At 57.8% G+C, this 16,107-nt stretch carries 15 protein-coding genes and 2 pseudogenes; 7 read left to right on the top strand and 10 right to left on the bottom strand.

The window, feature by feature from the left end:
- Positions 1-6 precede the first annotated feature (6 nt).
- Together bcsA and bcsQ are read right to left on the bottom strand one after the other, a co-directional pair.
- Complete coding sequence (gene bcsA / locus AB3226_RS23810) at positions 7-2,238, bottom strand: UDP-forming cellulose synthase catalytic subunit (RefSeq protein WP_367374867.1); 2,232 nt, start codon at positions 2,236-2,238, stop codon at positions 7-9.
- On the bottom strand, positions 2,235-3,395 hold the full coding sequence (bcsQ, locus tag AB3226_RS23815) for a cellulose biosynthesis protein BcsQ (protein WP_367374868.1): 1,161 nt from the start codon (positions 3,393-3,395) through the stop codon (positions 2,235-2,237). The genes bcsA and bcsQ overlap by 4 nt, the downstream gene beginning before the upstream one ends.
- Before the next feature lie 303 nt (positions 3,396-3,698).
- On the opposite strand from bcsQ, the gene AB3226_RS23820 reads away from it, so the two are divergent.
- Complete coding sequence (locus AB3226_RS23820; RefSeq protein WP_367374869.1) at positions 3,699-4,049, top strand: hypothetical protein; 351 nt, start codon at positions 3,699-3,701, stop codon at positions 4,047-4,049.
- Positions 4,050-4,522: 473 nt separating this feature from the next.
- Here AB3226_RS23820 and yegQ read toward each other — a convergent pair whose 3' ends face one another.
- Positions 4,523-5,860, bottom strand: a complete 1,338-nt coding sequence (yegQ, locus tag AB3226_RS23825; RefSeq protein WP_367374870.1) for a tRNA 5-hydroxyuridine modification protein YegQ — start codon at positions 5,858-5,860, stop codon at positions 4,523-4,525.
- A gap of 163 nt (positions 5,861-6,023) precedes the next feature.
- Between yegQ and AB3226_RS23830 the strand changes: the two genes are divergently transcribed.
- Positions 6,024-7,085 carry an AI-2E family transporter gene (locus tag AB3226_RS23830; protein WP_367374871.1) on the top strand — a complete coding sequence of 354 codons (1,062 nt, stop codon included), beginning with the start codon at positions 6,024-6,026 and terminating at the stop codon, positions 7,083-7,085.
- On the opposite strand, the gene AB3226_RS23835 is transcribed toward AB3226_RS23830, so the two are convergent.
- The 3 genes from AB3226_RS23835 to AB3226_RS23845 form a co-directional block, all read right to left on the bottom strand.
- The gene (locus tag AB3226_RS23835) at positions 7,082-7,264 is read right to left on the bottom strand and encodes a hypothetical protein (RefSeq protein ID WP_367374872.1); all 183 of its coding nucleotides are present in this window, start codon (positions 7,262-7,264) and stop codon (positions 7,082-7,084) included. The genes AB3226_RS23830 and AB3226_RS23835 overlap by 4 nt on opposite strands.
- Positions 7,265-7,364: 100 nt before the next feature.
- Positions 7,365-7,559: a hypothetical protein gene (locus AB3226_RS23840; protein WP_123720366.1), complete on the bottom strand. Its 195-nt coding sequence runs from the start codon at positions 7,557-7,559 to the stop codon at positions 7,365-7,367.
- 194 nt (positions 7,560-7,753) lie between these two features.
- Entirely contained in the window at positions 7,754-8,131 is a 378-nt protein-coding gene (locus tag AB3226_RS23845; RefSeq protein ID WP_367374873.1) for a hypothetical protein, read from the bottom strand.
- Positions 8,132-8,370: 239 nt separating this feature from the next.
- Here AB3226_RS23845 and AB3226_RS23850 point away from each other — a divergent pair, with 239 nt between their 5' ends.
- Together AB3226_RS23850 and AB3226_RS23855 are read left to right on the top strand one after the other, a co-directional pair.
- Complete coding sequence (locus AB3226_RS23850) at positions 8,371-9,189, top strand: shikimate 5-dehydrogenase (RefSeq protein WP_367374874.1); 819 nt, start codon at positions 8,371-8,373, stop codon at positions 9,187-9,189.
- A gap of 590 nt (positions 9,190-9,779) precedes the next feature.
- Positions 9,780-10,297, top strand: a pseudogene (locus tag AB3226_RS23855) (cupin domain-containing protein).
- 183 nt (positions 10,298-10,480) lie between these two features.
- On the opposite strand, the gene AB3226_RS23860 reads toward AB3226_RS23855, so the two are convergent.
- Positions 10,481-11,128, bottom strand: coding sequence for a YceH family protein (locus AB3226_RS23860; protein ID WP_217857236.1), 648 nt, complete (start codon positions 11,126-11,128; stop codon positions 10,481-10,483).
- 140 nt (positions 11,129-11,268) lie between these two features.
- Between AB3226_RS23860 and AB3226_RS23865 the strand changes: the two genes are divergently transcribed.
- A complete protein-coding gene (locus AB3226_RS23865; RefSeq protein WP_367374875.1) occupies positions 11,269-11,778 on the top strand; it encodes a DUF1993 family protein in 510 nt (169 codons plus the stop codon).
- Positions 11,779-11,917: 139 nt separating this feature from the next.
- Here AB3226_RS23865 and AB3226_RS23870 read toward each other — a convergent pair.
- Together AB3226_RS23870 and sstT are read right to left on the bottom strand one after the other, a co-directional pair.
- Positions 11,918-12,004 (bottom strand): annotated as a pseudogene (locus AB3226_RS23870) (metal ABC transporter ATP-binding protein); the annotation flags it as partial.
- A 25-nt stretch (positions 12,005-12,029) separates the two neighbouring features.
- Complete coding sequence (gene sstT / locus AB3226_RS23875) at positions 12,030-13,280, bottom strand: serine/threonine transporter SstT (protein ID WP_367374876.1); 1,251 nt, start codon at positions 13,278-13,280, stop codon at positions 12,030-12,032.
- A gap of 330 nt (positions 13,281-13,610) precedes the next feature.
- Between sstT and AB3226_RS23880 the strand changes: the two genes are divergently transcribed.
- The gene (locus AB3226_RS23880; protein ID WP_052967280.1) at positions 13,611-14,765 is read left to right on the top strand and encodes an MFS transporter; all 1,155 of its coding nucleotides are present in this window, start codon (positions 13,611-13,613) and stop codon (positions 14,763-14,765) included.
- 4 nt (positions 14,766-14,769) lie between these two features.
- Here the strand turns inward: AB3226_RS23880 and nhaR are convergent, their stop codons facing one another.
- Entirely contained in the window at positions 14,770-15,669 is a 900-nt protein-coding gene (gene nhaR, locus AB3226_RS23885; RefSeq protein ID WP_367374877.1) for a transcriptional activator NhaR, read from the bottom strand.
- A 180-nt stretch (positions 15,670-15,849) separates the two neighbouring features.
- On the opposite strand from nhaR, the gene AB3226_RS23890 reads away from it, so the two are divergent.
- A complete protein-coding gene (locus AB3226_RS23890) occupies positions 15,850-16,092 on the top strand; it encodes a hypothetical protein (protein ID WP_367374878.1) in 243 nt (80 codons plus the stop codon).
- The last annotated feature ends 15 nt before the right edge of the window (positions 16,093-16,107 follow it).

The following is a 16,107-nucleotide window of genomic DNA, read 5'->3' on the forward strand; positions in this document are numbered from 1 at the left end:
AAGGTTTCAAGATCGTTGCGTGTCCGCGGTGGAGTCGATGGGTGATGGAGTGTCCGGGCGTCTGCGTAGCAGCGCCTGGCTGTCCTTTAGGGTTGCAACGAACAAGCGCAGGATGGCGCGAAAGCCAATGCTGCTGACCTCGCGCAACGCCGACATTGGCGCGTCGAGGCGGCCGTTACCCCACGTGTTGGCCCAGGTGTCGGCCCGTGAAAAGGTCAATCGCACCAGCTCACTTTGCTGGCGCAGGGTCAAACCCTCGAATTGCACGCCCGCTACGTTGTCGTTGCTGAAGACCGTATTTGCGGGAAAGAGGCTTGAGGGTGGTGTGCGCAGAATGCACAGTTGCAGCTTCTCATTGACGCTGAGCAGAACCTGCGGTGGCAGTGCCAGACCCACGCCGTTTTGTGAGAAGTCCCGGGTTATGCAATCGAACCAGGTGCCGTCTTCGCGATAGACGCGCACGGGCAGATCCGCGGGCACCCTGGGTTCGTTGCGCACCTGAGAGGACTCAGTGGCCACCGCCACAGCGGTGCTGACGATGACGATGTTGTAGACGGTCCAGGCCAGGTTGATCAGCAGGGTAGTGGCCTCGGCAGAATCACTCCCGATCAGTTTCACCACGCCGATCGCCAGACCGATCATGTTCAAGGTCAGCAGGACGATATAAGGCCGCGCGAGCTTCCAGTTGAAATAATCCTTTTCAATGGTGCCGCCCTTGTCGGTCACGTTGAATTTGCCGAGCGTTGGGCTGATCAGGGCCAACAGCACCGGTCGCATGATGTACCAGGCCAATACCGACTCATACACTTCGTTCCAGAAGGAATGACGGAAGCGTCCCTGGATGCTGGAGGTGGTCAGGCTGGAATGGAAAATATGCGGCAGTACATAGACCGTGACCATCAACGCCGAGGCATGGAAAATCTGCGCGTCGAAAAACAGGTAGGCCAAGGGTGCGGTCAAGAACACCAGACGGGGCAAGCTGTAGAAAAAGTGCATCATGGCGTTGAGGTAGCAGATGCGCTGCCCCAGGTTCAGTCCTTTGCCAAACAACGGATTGTCGGTCCGAAAAATCTGCGCCATGCCCCGCGCCCAGCGTATGCGCTGGCTGATGTGTCGGGAAAGGCTCTCGGTGGCCAGTCCCGCCGCTTGTGGAACGGCGAGGTAAGCGGTATTGAAACCACGGCGATTGAGCTTGAGTGCCGTATGCGCATCTTCCGTCACGGTTTCGGTGGCGATGCCGCCGACTTCCAGCAAATGAGTCCGCCGGATGACCGCGCAGGAGCCACAGAAGAAGGTCGCGTTCCACAGGTCGTTGCCGTCCTGCACCAGGCCGTAGAACAGCTCACCTTCATTGGGTACCGAGCGAAAGGTATCGAGGTTTTTTTCGAACGGATCGGGTGAATAGAAAAAGTGCGGCGTTTGCAGCAGCGCCAGGTTCGGGTCCTTTAAAAACCAGCCCATGGCGATCTGCAGGAAGGAGCGGGTGGGCACGTGGTCGGCGTCGAATATGGCAATGAACTCGCCATCGGTGACTTTGAGTGCCTCGTTGAGGTTGCCGGCCTTGGCATGTTGATTGTTGTCGCGGGTGATGTAGTTGACACCAATCTGCTCACAGAAAACCTTGAATTCCTCCCGGCGTCCGTCATCGAGCATGTGCACCCGCAGTTTGCCCTCGGGCCAGTCAATGGCCTGAGCCGCGAGCACCACCAGTTTGACGATACCCAATGCTTCGTTATAGGTGGGAATGAAGACGTCTACCGTCGGCCATTCAGCGGGCGGCTGTTGCAGAAACTGCGGTTTGCGGTGCAACGGCCAGGCGGTCTGTACATAGCCGAACACCAGGACGAGCAAGGCATACAGTTCGGCCAGCACCAGCCCGTAGCCAAATACGGCATCCTGCCAGTTGTCGAAGTTCAGGGTGTCGGACAGGCGCCAGTACATGTAACGCAACGAAGCGATCAGCGAGAGGGTGATCAGGGTCAGGATCGCCAGACGCCCGGCTTGCTTGCGGATGATCAGGCTGGCGGCAAAACAGACGACGGCAAACGCGGCCTGGGAATACAGATTCAGCGGCGCGGTGAGGATACCCAGCACCAACAATGCCGCAATCAGCCCGGCTGAGATCTTCAGGCCTTGGCGCCCACGCAGGGGCCATCGACTGACGCGAGCCTGGACAGTATCCAGTAACCCCTGCAACCACCACGTCTTTGCAGGTGGCTGATTCAGCTGGGCGGTCATGGCGTGCCCTGCTGGCTGTTAACATCCGCGAAAAGCAGGGCATGGACCGCGCCTGACAGCGAAAGAATGTCCTGGCAGCCAATGCTCTCAGGTGCGTACTGCAGTGGGTCCCGACCATAGGCCAGCGACTCGTTGAACTGGTGATCGAGACGAATTGACCCGATCAGGTTAGCGCTGAGCCGCCGCAGAAACAGCACGCCCATGTCCCTGCTGAACGAACGTGAGTCATCCCTTTGGTTGAGTACATACCGGTGTCGCTGCGCGCGTCGCCGGCTGGTTTCCAGCCACTGGGTCATGGTGTCCAGTGCCAGGTAGGAAGCCGCGTCGGCTACCGTCATCACCAGCACCAGATCGGCGGCGTCGAGTGCCTGTTGCGAATAGACGGTCGCACCCGAAGGCGTGTCCAGGATCACGGTATCGTTTTCGCTGAGGTTCATTGACGCAAGGTGCTGATTCAACCAGTCAGAATCTTCAAGCATCAACTGCCTGAGCAATCGGCGATCGTTCACCTCGCCAGTGCCGAACGGCAGGCACTCACTGTCGCTAAAGCCCGACAGGCGATGAGCGTTCCAGTCTGCGTCCTGCTCTTTGAGCTGGATCAGCCCGGGAACCTGCCTGGTGATACCCAAGTGGCTGGACAGCGCGTTCTGAGGGTCCAGATCAATCGCGATGGTTCGCCCGCCAGGGCGCCGAAGTGTTTTTGCGAGGCCTGCCGCGACGGTGCTTTTACCCACCCCGCCGTTCGCCGAAACGATAGCAATGACCTTGGCTTTGGTCCGCTTGCGAGTCGTTTCTGGCAGACCGTCTCGACGAACCTGATTGAGTTCACGCAACAGGTCGCTCAATCGCTGACGGTCACCCATAGCAGAACTTGCAGGTGGCTCGGTCAGGGGAGAGGATTTGGGCGAAGGTAGCGAGAGGACAACATTCTTCACAGGCTCGACCGCCGCGCCAATCAATAAAGAAGGCTGTGGCTCATCCAGCAGAAACACAGAGGGCGCTGGGTTTGGGGGAGGCGATGCCACCGCCGGTTCTGGCTCAGCCATTGTAACCGGGTCGTCTTTGAAATCTTTGTAGTTCGGTTGTATTTCCTGGTAACTCTGCGCATTGGCGCCAAAACGAGTAAAGAGTTTTGTAATGTCGTCTACATATTTCATGCGTTGTACCAGGAAATGAAATAACTCAGAAACTCAGCATTCCATTAACTTAACAAAGTTTATGCATTGTCTTGTTTGGGTGTTGGCAGAGTGCCATTAATCTAGGGTGTCAGCGTTGGAGTGTCAATGATTGTTATAAAACGTCAGCGACGTCTTGTTAGTGTGTTATTAAAACATTGTGTATTGGTAGAAGGTGTGAATGTTAGAATGCGTCCACTAATGATTGTTCAATAAGGTGTAATGTGATGGCGGGTAATGGGTGTGTTTGTCGAGAGAAATGATTTTTGGCGCAATGGAGTATGAGTGTTGATCGCCTATGATGATTTGATGTTGGGTTATATATTGAAGAAGTTGACTGATGTGTTTGAAGAGATAGTGGCGGTTTCAAAAAATACTTTTTCGGATAAGGCCGCGGGTGTCGCGGATGTCAGGCAACGTAAAATCGAAAAGAAACTTCCCATCTGGCTACAGCGCCTGAAAATCAGCACGCCTCATCAAGTGACCCGTGTGTTACTTGATCAAATGCACGCAGCGCGGACGCTTAAGCGCGGGTTGCGCTTCGAGGCACAAGCGGCCTTGCTGGAGGCGCTGGCGGAGGCCGGGCTGGCGATGGACGTGGCGAATTATTCGGCGGCCGTTTTAGAGGGCGTTTGAAATGCTTATTGGACCGCTGAAGGCTATATTTGTTTTTCTGTACAGCAAGGCATTTTCGTGGAAGTAAATTCCCTCTGCAGTTTGGCCTGGGTAATATTTTCGCCAACGTTTTGAGCGTGAAGTAGGCGCGATGCCGGGGCTGTCACACATCCTATATACATTCGGTCCCAGCCCTGCTGCCCTGCTTGTTCACTGTTTGCTCTTGGATCGTGAACGTTCGCGACATAAAGCCAGCTTGGTTGCGCGTCGGAACGCGCCGTCTTTCCATACTTGGTACAAGCAGTTGTCATTGTCCTCGCGGTCAAAGAACGCGAGTCGGGATGCGTGTTGAAGTACAAGTCATGATTTACTTCGGTCCTGACAAATCCCTCCGTGCTATTACCTCACTTATTTATTGCGCACTTGGGCGACAGTGTCGTGACAGTGTTTGATACGCAGGCGCCGCAGAATTGGCGCCTTGTTTTTGACGGCTTTTAACTCGCGTCCACATCCCGCATCAACAACCCAAAGCGTACATCCACCGCATCCGGAATCGGCAAATACACCGTGTGCCCATCTCCGGGCGCCACTTCAATAGCCTCGCCTTTGACGTTCTGCAGCTGATGTAAATCAAAATGGAAGTTGCCCTTGGGTGTCATCAGTTCCAGGTGATCCCCCAAACCAAAGCGATTCTTCACCCGCACCTCGGCCAACTGATCCCGACGTTCGCCGGTCAACTCGCCCACGAACTGCTGGCGCTCTGAAACCGAGCTGCCGTTTTGGTAGTTCTGGTATTCGTCATGCACATGCCGGCGTAGAAAACCTTCGGTGTAGCCACGCTGGGCCAGGGATTCCAGATCGGTCATCAAGCTGCGATCAAACACCCGGCCAGCCACCGCATCATCGATCGCGCGGCGATACACCTGAGTGGTGCGCGCGCAATAGAAGTGCGATTTGGTCCGGCCTTCGATCTTCAATGAATGAACGCCCATCTGCGTCAGGCGCTCGACATGCTGGACCGCGCGCAGGTCCTTGGCGTTCATGATGTAGGTGCCGTGTTCATCCTCGAACGCCGGCATCAGTTCGTCAGGGCGATTGGCTTCTTGCAGCAGGAACACTTGATCGGTCGGCGCGCCAATGCCCAGGGTCGGTTCGGGGCGGAACTGCTGAACGATTTCACCGAGCTGATTTTCGCTGGCCGGCGTCGCCGAGTATTTCCAGCGGCAGGCATTGGTGCAACTGCCCTGATTGGCGTCGCGCTTGTTCATATAGCCTGACAACAGGCAGCGCCCGGAATAGGCCATGCACAGCGCCCCGTGGACGAACACTTCCAGCTCCATCGCCGGGACGTGCTGGCGGATTTCTGCGATCTCTTCCAGCGACAGTTCGCGGGACAGGATGATCCGGCTCAAGCCCTGTTGCTGCCAGAACTCGACGCTGGCCCAGTTCACCGTGTTGGCCTGCACTGACAAGTGGATCGGCATCTGCGGGAAGTGCCGGCGCACCAGCATGATCAGGCCAGGGTCGGACATGATCAGCGCGTCCGGCGCCATGGCGATCACCGGTTCCAGGTCTTTCAAAAACGTTTTGAGCTTGGCGTTGTGCGGGGCGATGTTCACCACCACATAGAAACGCTTGCCCTGAGCCTGGGCCTCGGTGATGCCGAGCGCGAGATTGGCGTGATCGAATTCGTTGTTGCGCACCCGCAGGCTGTAGCGCGGCTGGCCGGCGTAAACCGCGTCGGCGCCGTAGGCGAAGGCATAACGCATGTTTTTCAGGGTGCCGGCAGGGGCGAGCAGTTCCGGGGGCGTGAGCGTTATGGCGCTGGTCATGGCAGTGTCGATCGCAAAAGCCGGCAAGGATAAGCGGCTTGCCCGCGGGGGTAATTGATCTGGATCTATGCTTGGTGAACAAACAGATGGCACTCGCGCGAGCCGGGGCGGACTAAATATCAGGACGCGCAAACGGCGCCCCGGCGCACTGAATGGATCGGACATGAACGAAACGAAACTGCAAAACACATCGTTGATGGTCTTGCTGACCCTGGTGAGCATTGCCTTCATATGGATTCTGCTGCCGCTCTATGGTGCGGTGTTCTGGGCGGTCATCCTCGGCATTCTGTTTTCGCCCTTGCAGCATCAGTTGCAACAGAGGTTCGGCTGGCCACGCAACCTGACGGCCCTGTTCACCTTGTGTCTCTGTGTGGTGATCGCGATCCTGCCGGTAATCACCATCAGTACCTTGCTGGTTCAAGAAGGCGCAGCGCTGTACAACCGAATCGAAAGCGGCGAACTGGACATTGCCGGGTATGTGTCGCAGTTCAAACAAAGCCTGCCGCCGTACGTTCAGTACTTGCTTGATCGTTTCGGTATGGGCGAACTGAGCGGGCTACGGGAAAAAATCATCAAGAGCACAATGCAAGGCAGCCAGTTTGTCGCGACCAAGGCGTTCGATGTTGGTCAGGGGACGTTCAAGTTCGTGGTGAGCTTTTTCGTCATGCTCTATCTGCTGTTTTTCTTCCTGCGGGACGGGTCCGAACTGGCGCGCAAAGTGCGCGCGGCGATACCGCTGGAAGATAACCAGAAACGTCGCTTGCAACTCAAGTTCAATCGCGTGGTGCGGGCCACGGTGAAAGGCAACCTGCTGGTGGCAATCACGCAAGGGGTGTTGGGTGGTTTGATTTTCTGGTTTCTGGACATCCCGAGCGTGCTGCTCTGGGCGGTGTTGATGGCGTTTCTGTCGCTGTTGCCAGCGGTGGGGGCGGGTATCGTCTGGATACCGGTGGCGGCGTATTTTCTGTTCAGTGGCGCGATCTGGCAAGCCACCGTGTTGACCTTGTTCGGGGTGTTCGTGATCGGCCTGGTGGACAACGTCCTGCGACCGATTCTGGTGGGCAAGGACACCAAAATGCCGGACTACCTGATCCTCATCTCGACCCTGGGCGGCCTGGCGCTTTTTGGCCTGAACGGTTTTGTCATCGGGCCGTTGATCGCGGCGTTGTTCGTGTCGAGCTGGGCGATTTTCATCGATTCCAAGCCCAAGGTTCAGCTGCCTTAAGCGCTGAGCTGGCCTGAGTCGATACGTTGTGACAAGGCTTGGGCGGCGGGAAGCGAGATGAGCGGGCCGCTGATCGGTTCGCCGTCCTGCACCAGATACCAACAGGCAAGCAATCCTCGCGCTCTGAGCTGTGCGGGAACGGCGCTGCCGATAACTGACATGATCTGAACCTGAGCCATAAGTACCTCCATTAATCTATGGAGCTACCTTACGGATCGGACGCTTGAACGGACAATCAACGCTTTCGATAGTCGTCATTGATGCCAATGAGTTCTGCGGTCAATCCACCACTAGATCGAGCATATGCACCACTTCCTGCTCATTGAGCAGGCCTTTGCGCACCAGGTTTTCCGCCAGCAGCGAGAGGAATTTTGCGCTGCGATGGCCTTCCAGGTGTTTGAGTTCGGTCAGTACGTTGTACACCTTGCCGGAAGTGCACAAGCCGACAATGCGATGCGGGTTTTGTGTGGGCATGAAGGTCGTCCTTGTTTTTATCAACCTGTTGTTTACGGACAGATCCGAGCTTGCGGATCGGACATGACATAAATATGACCAACTTTACCTGCCGGTACTGTCCCGACAGCGACCTTGACGAGATTTATTCAGACTTCGTCCTGTCAGTGGTCACAAAAAAAGCCCCGCTTCTAAAGCAGGGCCTGATGAGCGTGTTACCAGCGGTCGCCACGATAATAACCATGGGGAGGGCCGTAATAGCCGCGTGGTGGACCATAACCGCGTGGCGGACCGTAATAGATCGGTGCCGGGCGGTAGTACATCGGTTGTTGAACGTAGACCGGCGCCGGTTGGTAATAAACAGGAGGCGGCTGCTGTATGTACACCGGTTGTGGCTGAACGTAGACCGGTTGCTCTACATACACGGGCCGGTCACGGCCGATTATGGCTGAGCCGATGATTGCCGAGCCGACGATCGCACCAAACACAGCCGGACCTTCCCAGCCGCCATGACCATGACCACCTGCTTCTGCCTGCCCTGCGATAGCAAGAGCACCGATCAGCAAGGCTACTGTGGGGATTTTACGGATCATGATAAGTCCTCGGTTCTTCGACCCGGCGCTCGCGTCTGCAATAGACACAAGTTGTCGCGGGGATACTTCTAAGACAGCATTTTTTTGAAAATCAGCACAGCCATTGGGTAAATTTTGTGTAAGGTCTGTACCGGCTTCTTTACGGCTGTGTGGCAAGTGCAGACTGGCTTTTATGATCAATCAGAACCGGTGAAGTGGCTAATCCCGTCCATCCGAAAGTGCTATTGAAGGAGATTCCAATGCAGATGAACCCCAACAGAGACACTCAGCTGTGCATGTCGCTCTCGGGGCGCCCCGGCAATTTCGGCCTGCGGTTTCATAACCATCTGTACGAACAACTGGGCCTGAATTTCTACTATAAAGCCTTCAGCAGCCAGGATTTATCGGGCGCCGTTGGCGGCATCCGCGCCTTGGGTATTCGGGGTTGCGGGGTGTCGATGCCGTTCAAGGAAGCCTGTATTGCCTTGGTCGATGAGCTGGATGCATCGGCTGAGGCTATTCAATCGATCAACACTATCGTCAACACCAACGGTCACCTCAAGGCCTACAACACCGATTACATTGCCATCGCCCAGTTGCTTGAAACTCATCAGGTTCCCAAGGATTCGACCTTTGCCCTGCGCGGCAGCGGCGGCATGGCCAAGGCTGTGGCCAGTGCCTTGCGCGATGGCGGCTACACAAACGGCTTGATCGTGGCCCGCAATGAGCGTGCCGGGCGTGCTTTGGCTGAATCGCTGGGTTACTCATGGCAGGCGGATTTGGGGGGGCAACGCCCGCAGATGCTGATCAACGTCACGCCCATCGGCATGACCGGCGGACCGGAGGCCGATCAGCTGGCGTTCGAGCCTGACGCTATCGCTGCGGCCGAAACTGTCTTCGATGTAGTCGCGATCCCCTCGGAAACACCATTGATCGTGCGCGGTCGTGCCGAAGGCAAGCGGGTGATCACCGGGCTGGAAGTGATTGCGATCCAGGCACTCGAACAGTTCGTGTTGTACACCGGCGTGCGGCCGACCGATGAAGAGTTCCAGAAAGCCGTGGCGTTTGCCCGGGGCTGATCATCCCGATTTTCTATTGAATGTACCGGCCCCTTCGCGGGCAAGCCCGCTCCCACAGGTTCGTCGCTGACCTTGTGGGAGCGGGCTTGCTCGTGAAGGGGCCGGCACATCCTGCAACAATATGACTGACAGACCGTCGGCGCTGACCTTTGTGGGAGCGGGCTTGCCCGCGAAGGGGCCGGCACATCTTGCATCAATAGACTGACAGACCGTCGGCGCTGACCTTTGTGGGAGCGGGCTTGCCCGCGAAGGGGCCGGCACATCTTGCATCAATAGGACTGACAGACCGTCGGCGCTGACCTTGTGGGAGCGGGCTTGCTCGCGCAGGGGCCGGCACATCTTGCATCAATAGGACTGACAGACCGTCGGCGCTGACCTTTGTGGGAGCGGGCTTGCTCGCGAAGGGGCCGGCACATCTTGCATCAATAGGACTGACAGACCGTCGGCGCTGACCTTGTGGGAGCGGGCTTGCCCGCGATTGCCGCGACTCGGTGTCCAGCCTGCCCCGGCATTGCCCGCGAATATCCCCCGCCTATACTGGCCACCAGCAAGCGCAGACTTGCTCTCCAGCCACTGTGACCGAGGTTTTCATGCATCCCGCCATTCTCAACTGGATCAGGCCGAACTTTTACTGCTGCCCGAAGGTTTTGCTCCCACCGGAGACGCTGCCAGCCGTTATAAGCAACGCTTTGCCCGCATCGGTCAGCAACTGGGCGCGCAAAAGTTGGGTTATCGGTTATATGCCCTGGAGCCGGGCATGCGCGGCAGTCCTTTTCATAGCCATCGGGTCAATGAAGAGATGTTCTACATTGTGGCCGGGGAAGGGGAAGTTCGCCTTGGCGCCGAACGCTTTCCGATCCGCGCCGGTGACGTGATCGCCTGCACGGCGGGCGGTCCTGAAGCCGCGCACCAGATCATCAATACCAGCAACGGCGAATTGCGCTATCTGGCGGTCAGTAGCCAGCAATCACCGGACATTTGCGAATACCCGGACTCCGGCAAATACGTGGTGATGGACGACTTCAAGGTCGATGCCCAGGGCAATACTTCGGGCTTCGTCGCTGTCGCCAGGCAGGCCGATGGCGTGGATTACTGGGACGGCGAGTAGCAACTTAGAGTGAGCACGGACCTGTGGCGAGGGAGCTTGCTCCCGCTCGGCTGCGAAGCAGTCGCAAGGTAGGCAAACCCGGTGTGCCAGACGTAATGCATCCACTGGTTTGGGGCCGCTTCGCGACCCAGCGGGAGCAAGCTCCCTCGCCACAAAGACCTCGGTACATCGCGAGCAAGGCGTTTATTCGAGGCGCGCCAGCCGCTCTTCCAGCGCCGCAATCCGCGCTTCAAGCTCTTCGATTCGCTCAACCGACACACCACCACTGGTACCACGTTCCGCCGGATTCTGCCGGGCAGCCAGGATCGCTTCGATATCCGCCGGATCGCCCAGCGCATGCATGTACCGGTCTTCGCGCTGGCCGGCCTGACGCGGGATCAACAGCGCCAGACCTCTGGCGATCAAGCGCTCCAGTTGATGCACCACCTGCTCGGCATCTTCGAAGTCATGCATGCGGCCGCTGCGGGTCAGCAGTTCGTTGACCGTCTGTGGGCCGCGCAGGAACAACAACCCCGTCAAAATCACCTGCGCCGGCACCAGTTCCAGCGCCTTGTCGACCCGATGCTCCCAGCGGTCGGCACGGCTGCCCATCACCAGTCTGGTAAAACCACGACCTTCCAGAACGCGTAAGCTCTGGCCGACCTGGCCCTGGCTGAGGTTCATCACCGGTTCGCGGCTGGTTTTCTGGTTGCAGGCAATCACCAGCGCATTGAGCGTCAGCGGATAGGTTTCCGGACTGGTGGCCTGTTTCTCGATCAACGAGCCCAGAATGCGAATTTCCGTGCTGTTGAGCCGCGGTTCGTCGGAGGTCGTTTCTTGCTCAGTGCTCATCGCGCTTTTCCCTATGCAGTCGAAGCATGCAGTCGAAGCCGCCTAGCCTAATCCTTGCAGGATAAAAGACAAGCCGCAGGGCGGTCGGGCATGGCTATAATCGCTCCACGTTTTTACGCCTGTCACCACACGAGACCATCATGACTATTTCCCTGTACGCCGCTTCCGTTCCGGTTTTCCAGCAAATGCTCAATGCCCTGAGCAACAACCTGAGCAAAGCCGAAGCCCACGCTACCGCGAAAAACATCGACCCGAACGCGTTCCTGCAAGCCCGTCTGTACCCGGACATGTTCCCGCTGATACGTCAGGTGCAGATCGCCGTTGATTTCGCCAAAGGCGTTTCGGCGCGTCTGGCTGAAGTCGAACTGCCAAAATACGATGACACCGAAACCACTTTCGCCGAACTGCAAGCGCTGATCGCCAAGGTTCTGGCCTTCATCGGCGAGATCAAACCCGAGCAGATCGACGGCAAGGAAGGCATCGAGATCGTTACCCGTCCAGGCACGCCTAAAGAGAAGCGCTTCACTGGCCAGGCTTATCTGCTGAGCTACGGTTTGCCGCAGTTCTTCTTCCACGTGACCACCGCTTACGCACTGCTGCGTCACAACGGCGTGGAAGTGGGCAAGCGCGATTACATGGGCGCGTTCTAAACCGGCCCCAGGTACAAAAAAGCCCGCCAAGGTGTAAGCCTTGGCGGGCTTTTTCGTTTTGTCTGTCTCGTCCTGAATAGGTTTTACACCTGTCTCAGGGCTAGAGTCTTCTGTAGGAACCAGGCTTGCCGGCGAAATGTGGGAGCGAGCTTGCTCGCGAAGGCGGTGTATCAGGCAACGATGATGTCGACTGACACTCCGTCTTCGCGAGCAAGCCCGCTCCCACAGGTTCCGCGCCAGCCTGGCTCCTGTTATGCCAAGCGCTGGGCTTCCCGGGCTTTCTGGGTCTTCAGTTCCTCACCCTGGCACGCGGCCGCGGTGAACAGCACGTCGGTGGAGGAATTCAGCGCGGTTTCCGCCGAGTCCTGCAACACACCGATGATGAAACCGACCGCTACCACTTGCATGGCGATTTCGCTCGGGATGCCGAACAGGCTGCACGCCAGCGGAATCAGCAACAGCGAACCACCGGCCACGCCCGAGGCGCCACAGGCACAGATCGCCGCGACAATGCTGAGCAGGATGGCCGTCGGAATATCCACGGCGATGCCCAGGGTGTGCACGGCAGCCAGGGTCAGCACGGTGATGGTGATCGCGGCGCCGGCCATGTTGATGGTGGCGCCGAGCGGGATCGACACCGAATAGGTGTCTTCGTGCAGGCCCAGACGCTTGCTCAACTCCAGGTTGACCGGAATGTTCGCCGCCGAACTGCGGGTAAAGAAGGCAGTGATGCCGCTCTCGCGCAGGCAGGTGAGTACCAGCGGATACGGGTTGCGACGTAGCTTCCAGAACACAATGGCCGGGTTCATCACCAGCGCCACGAAGAGCATGCAGCCCAGCAACACGGCCAGCAAATGCATGTAACCGATCAAGGCTCCGAAACCGGAGGTGGCGAGGGTCGAGGCCACCAGACCGAAGATCCCCAATGGCGCAAAGCGAATCACCAAACGCACGATCAAGGTCACGCCATTGGACAAGTCACCCAGCACCTCGCGCGTCGTCTCGCCGGCATGGCGAATGGCAGCGCCCATGCCGATCGCCCACGCCAGGATGCCGATGAAGTTGGCATTCATCAGCGCACTGACCGGGTTATCGACCACGCTGAGCAGCAGACTTTGCAGCACTTCGCTGATGCCGCCCGGTGCGGTCACCGCAACATCTTGGGTAGCCAGCACCAGACTCGACGGAAACAGCGTACTGGCGACCACCGCCACCACGGCTGCCCCAAAGGTGCCCAGCAAATACAGAAACAGAATCGGGCGGATATGGGTTTCCTGGCCGTGCTTGTGGTTGGCAATCGAGGCCATGACCAGCACGAACACCAGAATCGGCGCGACAGCCTTGAGCGCCGACACGAACACTTTGCCAATAAAGGCAGTGGACTTGGCCAGCTCAGGCGCGAACAACGCCAAGGCAATTCCGGCGATCAGGCCGATGATGATTTGCGTGACCAGGCTGCTGCGTTTCAGGCGTTGCAAGAGAGAAGGGGATGAAGCGGTCATAACGGCATCTCTGATTTTATTAGGGTGCAGGGTTCTACTCATGCAGCAACAAGCCGGGCAGGCCACATGGAGGGAACCGAAGGGTGGCTACATCAATGCCAATCAATGGCCGACGAGCAAAGTGTAAGTCCCGCGGGTCGCGGACTTTATCACAGCGTAGCCGCGATCCTTCAGACCTGTGACGATCTGCCGCCCGATTGCTCAACGCGATTTGCAGGTTCGTGCAACCTCGTCCGGAAACACTCTGTTAAGCTTCGCCATCCTCATTTTCAAGTTCTGCCAGTGAGCCTTCGGGCTGTCGCTGGTGTCGTCGTTTTCCTGGAGTTCTGCATGCTGTTGCCCATTCTTCTGTTGTCCGCCGCCGGTTTTACGGTGCTGACCACGGAATTCATCATCGTCGGCCTGTTGCCGGCAATCGCCCGTGATCTGGACGTCAGCATCCCTCAAGCGGGTTTGCTGGTGACCCTGTTCGCCTTTACCGTGGCCGCGTTCGGGCCGTTCCTGACGGCGTATTTCGCCAGATTTGAGCGGCGCAAACTGTTTATCAGCGTGCTGATCATGTTCGGCCTGGCCAACACGCTGGCGGCGCTGGCGCCGAACATCGGGGTAATGGCCATTGCGCGATTGATTCCGGCGTTGGGGTTACCGGTGTTCTGGGCGTTGGCCAGTGAAACCGCAGTGGACATCGTCGGGCCGGACTACGCCGGGCGGGCCATCTCCAAGATCGGTTTCGGCATCGTCTGCGCCACTGTGTTCGGTATTCCGGTGGGTACGCTGATTTCTGATGCGTTCGGCTGGCGCAGTGCCTTTGGCATTCTTGCGGTGATCGCGTTTGCCAAGGCGTTGCTGCTGTTTATCTACTTGCCGAAAACCAACCTGCACCAACATCAAGTGAGCTTCCGTTCGCAGTTCAGAATCCTGCGTAGCCCGTTGATGCTGGGGCATGTGCTGTTATCGATCCTGGTGTTCAGCGGCATGTTCACCGCTTATACCTACCTGGCGGACATTCTTGAGCGCCTCGCCGGTTTCAACGGCACGGTGGTCGGTTGGTGCCTGATGGGCTTCGGTGCGGTCGGCTTGATCGGCAATTCATTGGGCGGTCGCGCGGTGGATCGGCATCCGCTGATCGCTTCAGTGACGTTCTGTGCCTTCATGATCGCCGGCATGGTGGCCTTGGTGCCGAACATTCATTCGCCCCTCGGTCTGGCGGCAGCGATGGGGATTTGGGGCGTGACTCAGGCCGCGCTGTTCCTGGTCAGTCATGTGCGCCTGATGAAGGCTGCGCCTGAGGCTCCGGCCTTTGCTGCATCGCTGAACATTGCCGGGGCCAACCTCGGAATCGGTCTGGGCGCGATGGTCGGTGGGCGGGTGATCGACAGTGTTGGCCTGGGCGGCCTGGGTTTCGCGGCAGCCGGTTTTATCCTTGTATCGATCCTGTTGGCGATGGCACTGATGACCTTTAAACCTCGCGAAATCTGCGCCTGACACCTCACATCGCGGTGAACAGCTCGCGGCGAGCACCTTCGGTAATGGCGACAATGCCGGGGTGCTTGACCTTGCGTTCCACCGAGATGGCGTAGAACGACTCGCGCACCGCGTCGGTCTGGCCGATCAACTCCACGCCGCATTGGCGTTTCAATTCGTCGGCAATCACGCTCGGGCCGATGAAAATCCCGCTGCCGGATTGGCCGAAGGCCTGCATCAAGGCGCTGTCGTCGAACTCGCCGACGATCCGTGGCTGGATCTGCTGTTCGGCAAACCAGCGTTGCAAGCGACTGCGCACCACGGTTTCCGGCCCGGGAATCAGCAGTGGGGCGCCGTGCAGGCTGCGGGGGAAGTCCTGGCCATATCGCGCCGCCAGTTCGGCTGTGGCGAAGAAGCTGATGCCGCATTCGCCAAGTTTCTGGCTGTAGCCCTTGATGTCCAGATGCGAGGGCATCGGGCTGTCGGAAATCACCAGATCGAGGCGCTGAATCGCCAGGTCGGCAAGCAAACGTTCCAGTTTGTCTTCGCGACAGGTGATACGCAGCGGCTCGCTTAACTCCATGGTCGGCGCGATCAGGCGATAGACGATGGATTTGGGTACTACGTCGGCGACGCCCACCCGAAACAGAATCTGTTGTTCATTGGGCTGCGCCCGCAGCATCAACTCCAATTCGCCGCCGAGTTGAAACATCTGCTCGGCATAGGGCAGGGTCTGACGCCCGGCTTCGGTGAGCTCCAGCTGCCGGCCGACCCGGCGAAACAACTCGATGCGATAGGTTTGCTCGAACAGGGAAATCTGTCCGCTGATGGTCTGTGGCGTCAGGTTCAACTGCTCGCAGGCACGCACGATGCTGCCGGTTTTGGCCACCACCCAGAAGTAATGCAGCTGTCGATAATTCAACATGTTGGTGAAACCCTTTGTTCAGATCATCCGTAGGCACATACAAATACGATGTCTGGATTCGTTAAAACCGAAGTATAACCGCTAAAAATACGAATTTTCCTGAAGTGTTTGCTTCCTTAGAATGCCTCGCTATCGACGAATCGCCTTTTCGGTTCTGTCTGTTTTATCGAGGAAAGCATCATGAAGCTTAAAACCACGGCACTGCTGATCACGTCTTTACTGGTGTTGGCCGGTTGCGACCAGGCCGAGAAAAGCGCTCAGCAATTGATGGGCAAGGCTGCCGAAACCGCTAAGCAGGCAATTGACGATACCCACAAAGCAGCCGAGCAAGCGCTTAGCGATGCCACGGGCGGTTTGATCAGCAAGAAAGAACAAACGGCCAAAGAGTCGGACAAATCCGAATCTTCGTCCCAGGAAATCTAAACCGTCTACAACGAG

This window comes from Pseudomonas lini (genome assembly GCF_964063345.1).
In the GTDB taxonomy this organism is placed as follows: Bacteria; Pseudomonadota; Gammaproteobacteria; order Pseudomonadales; family Pseudomonadaceae; genus Aquipseudomonas; species Aquipseudomonas lini_B.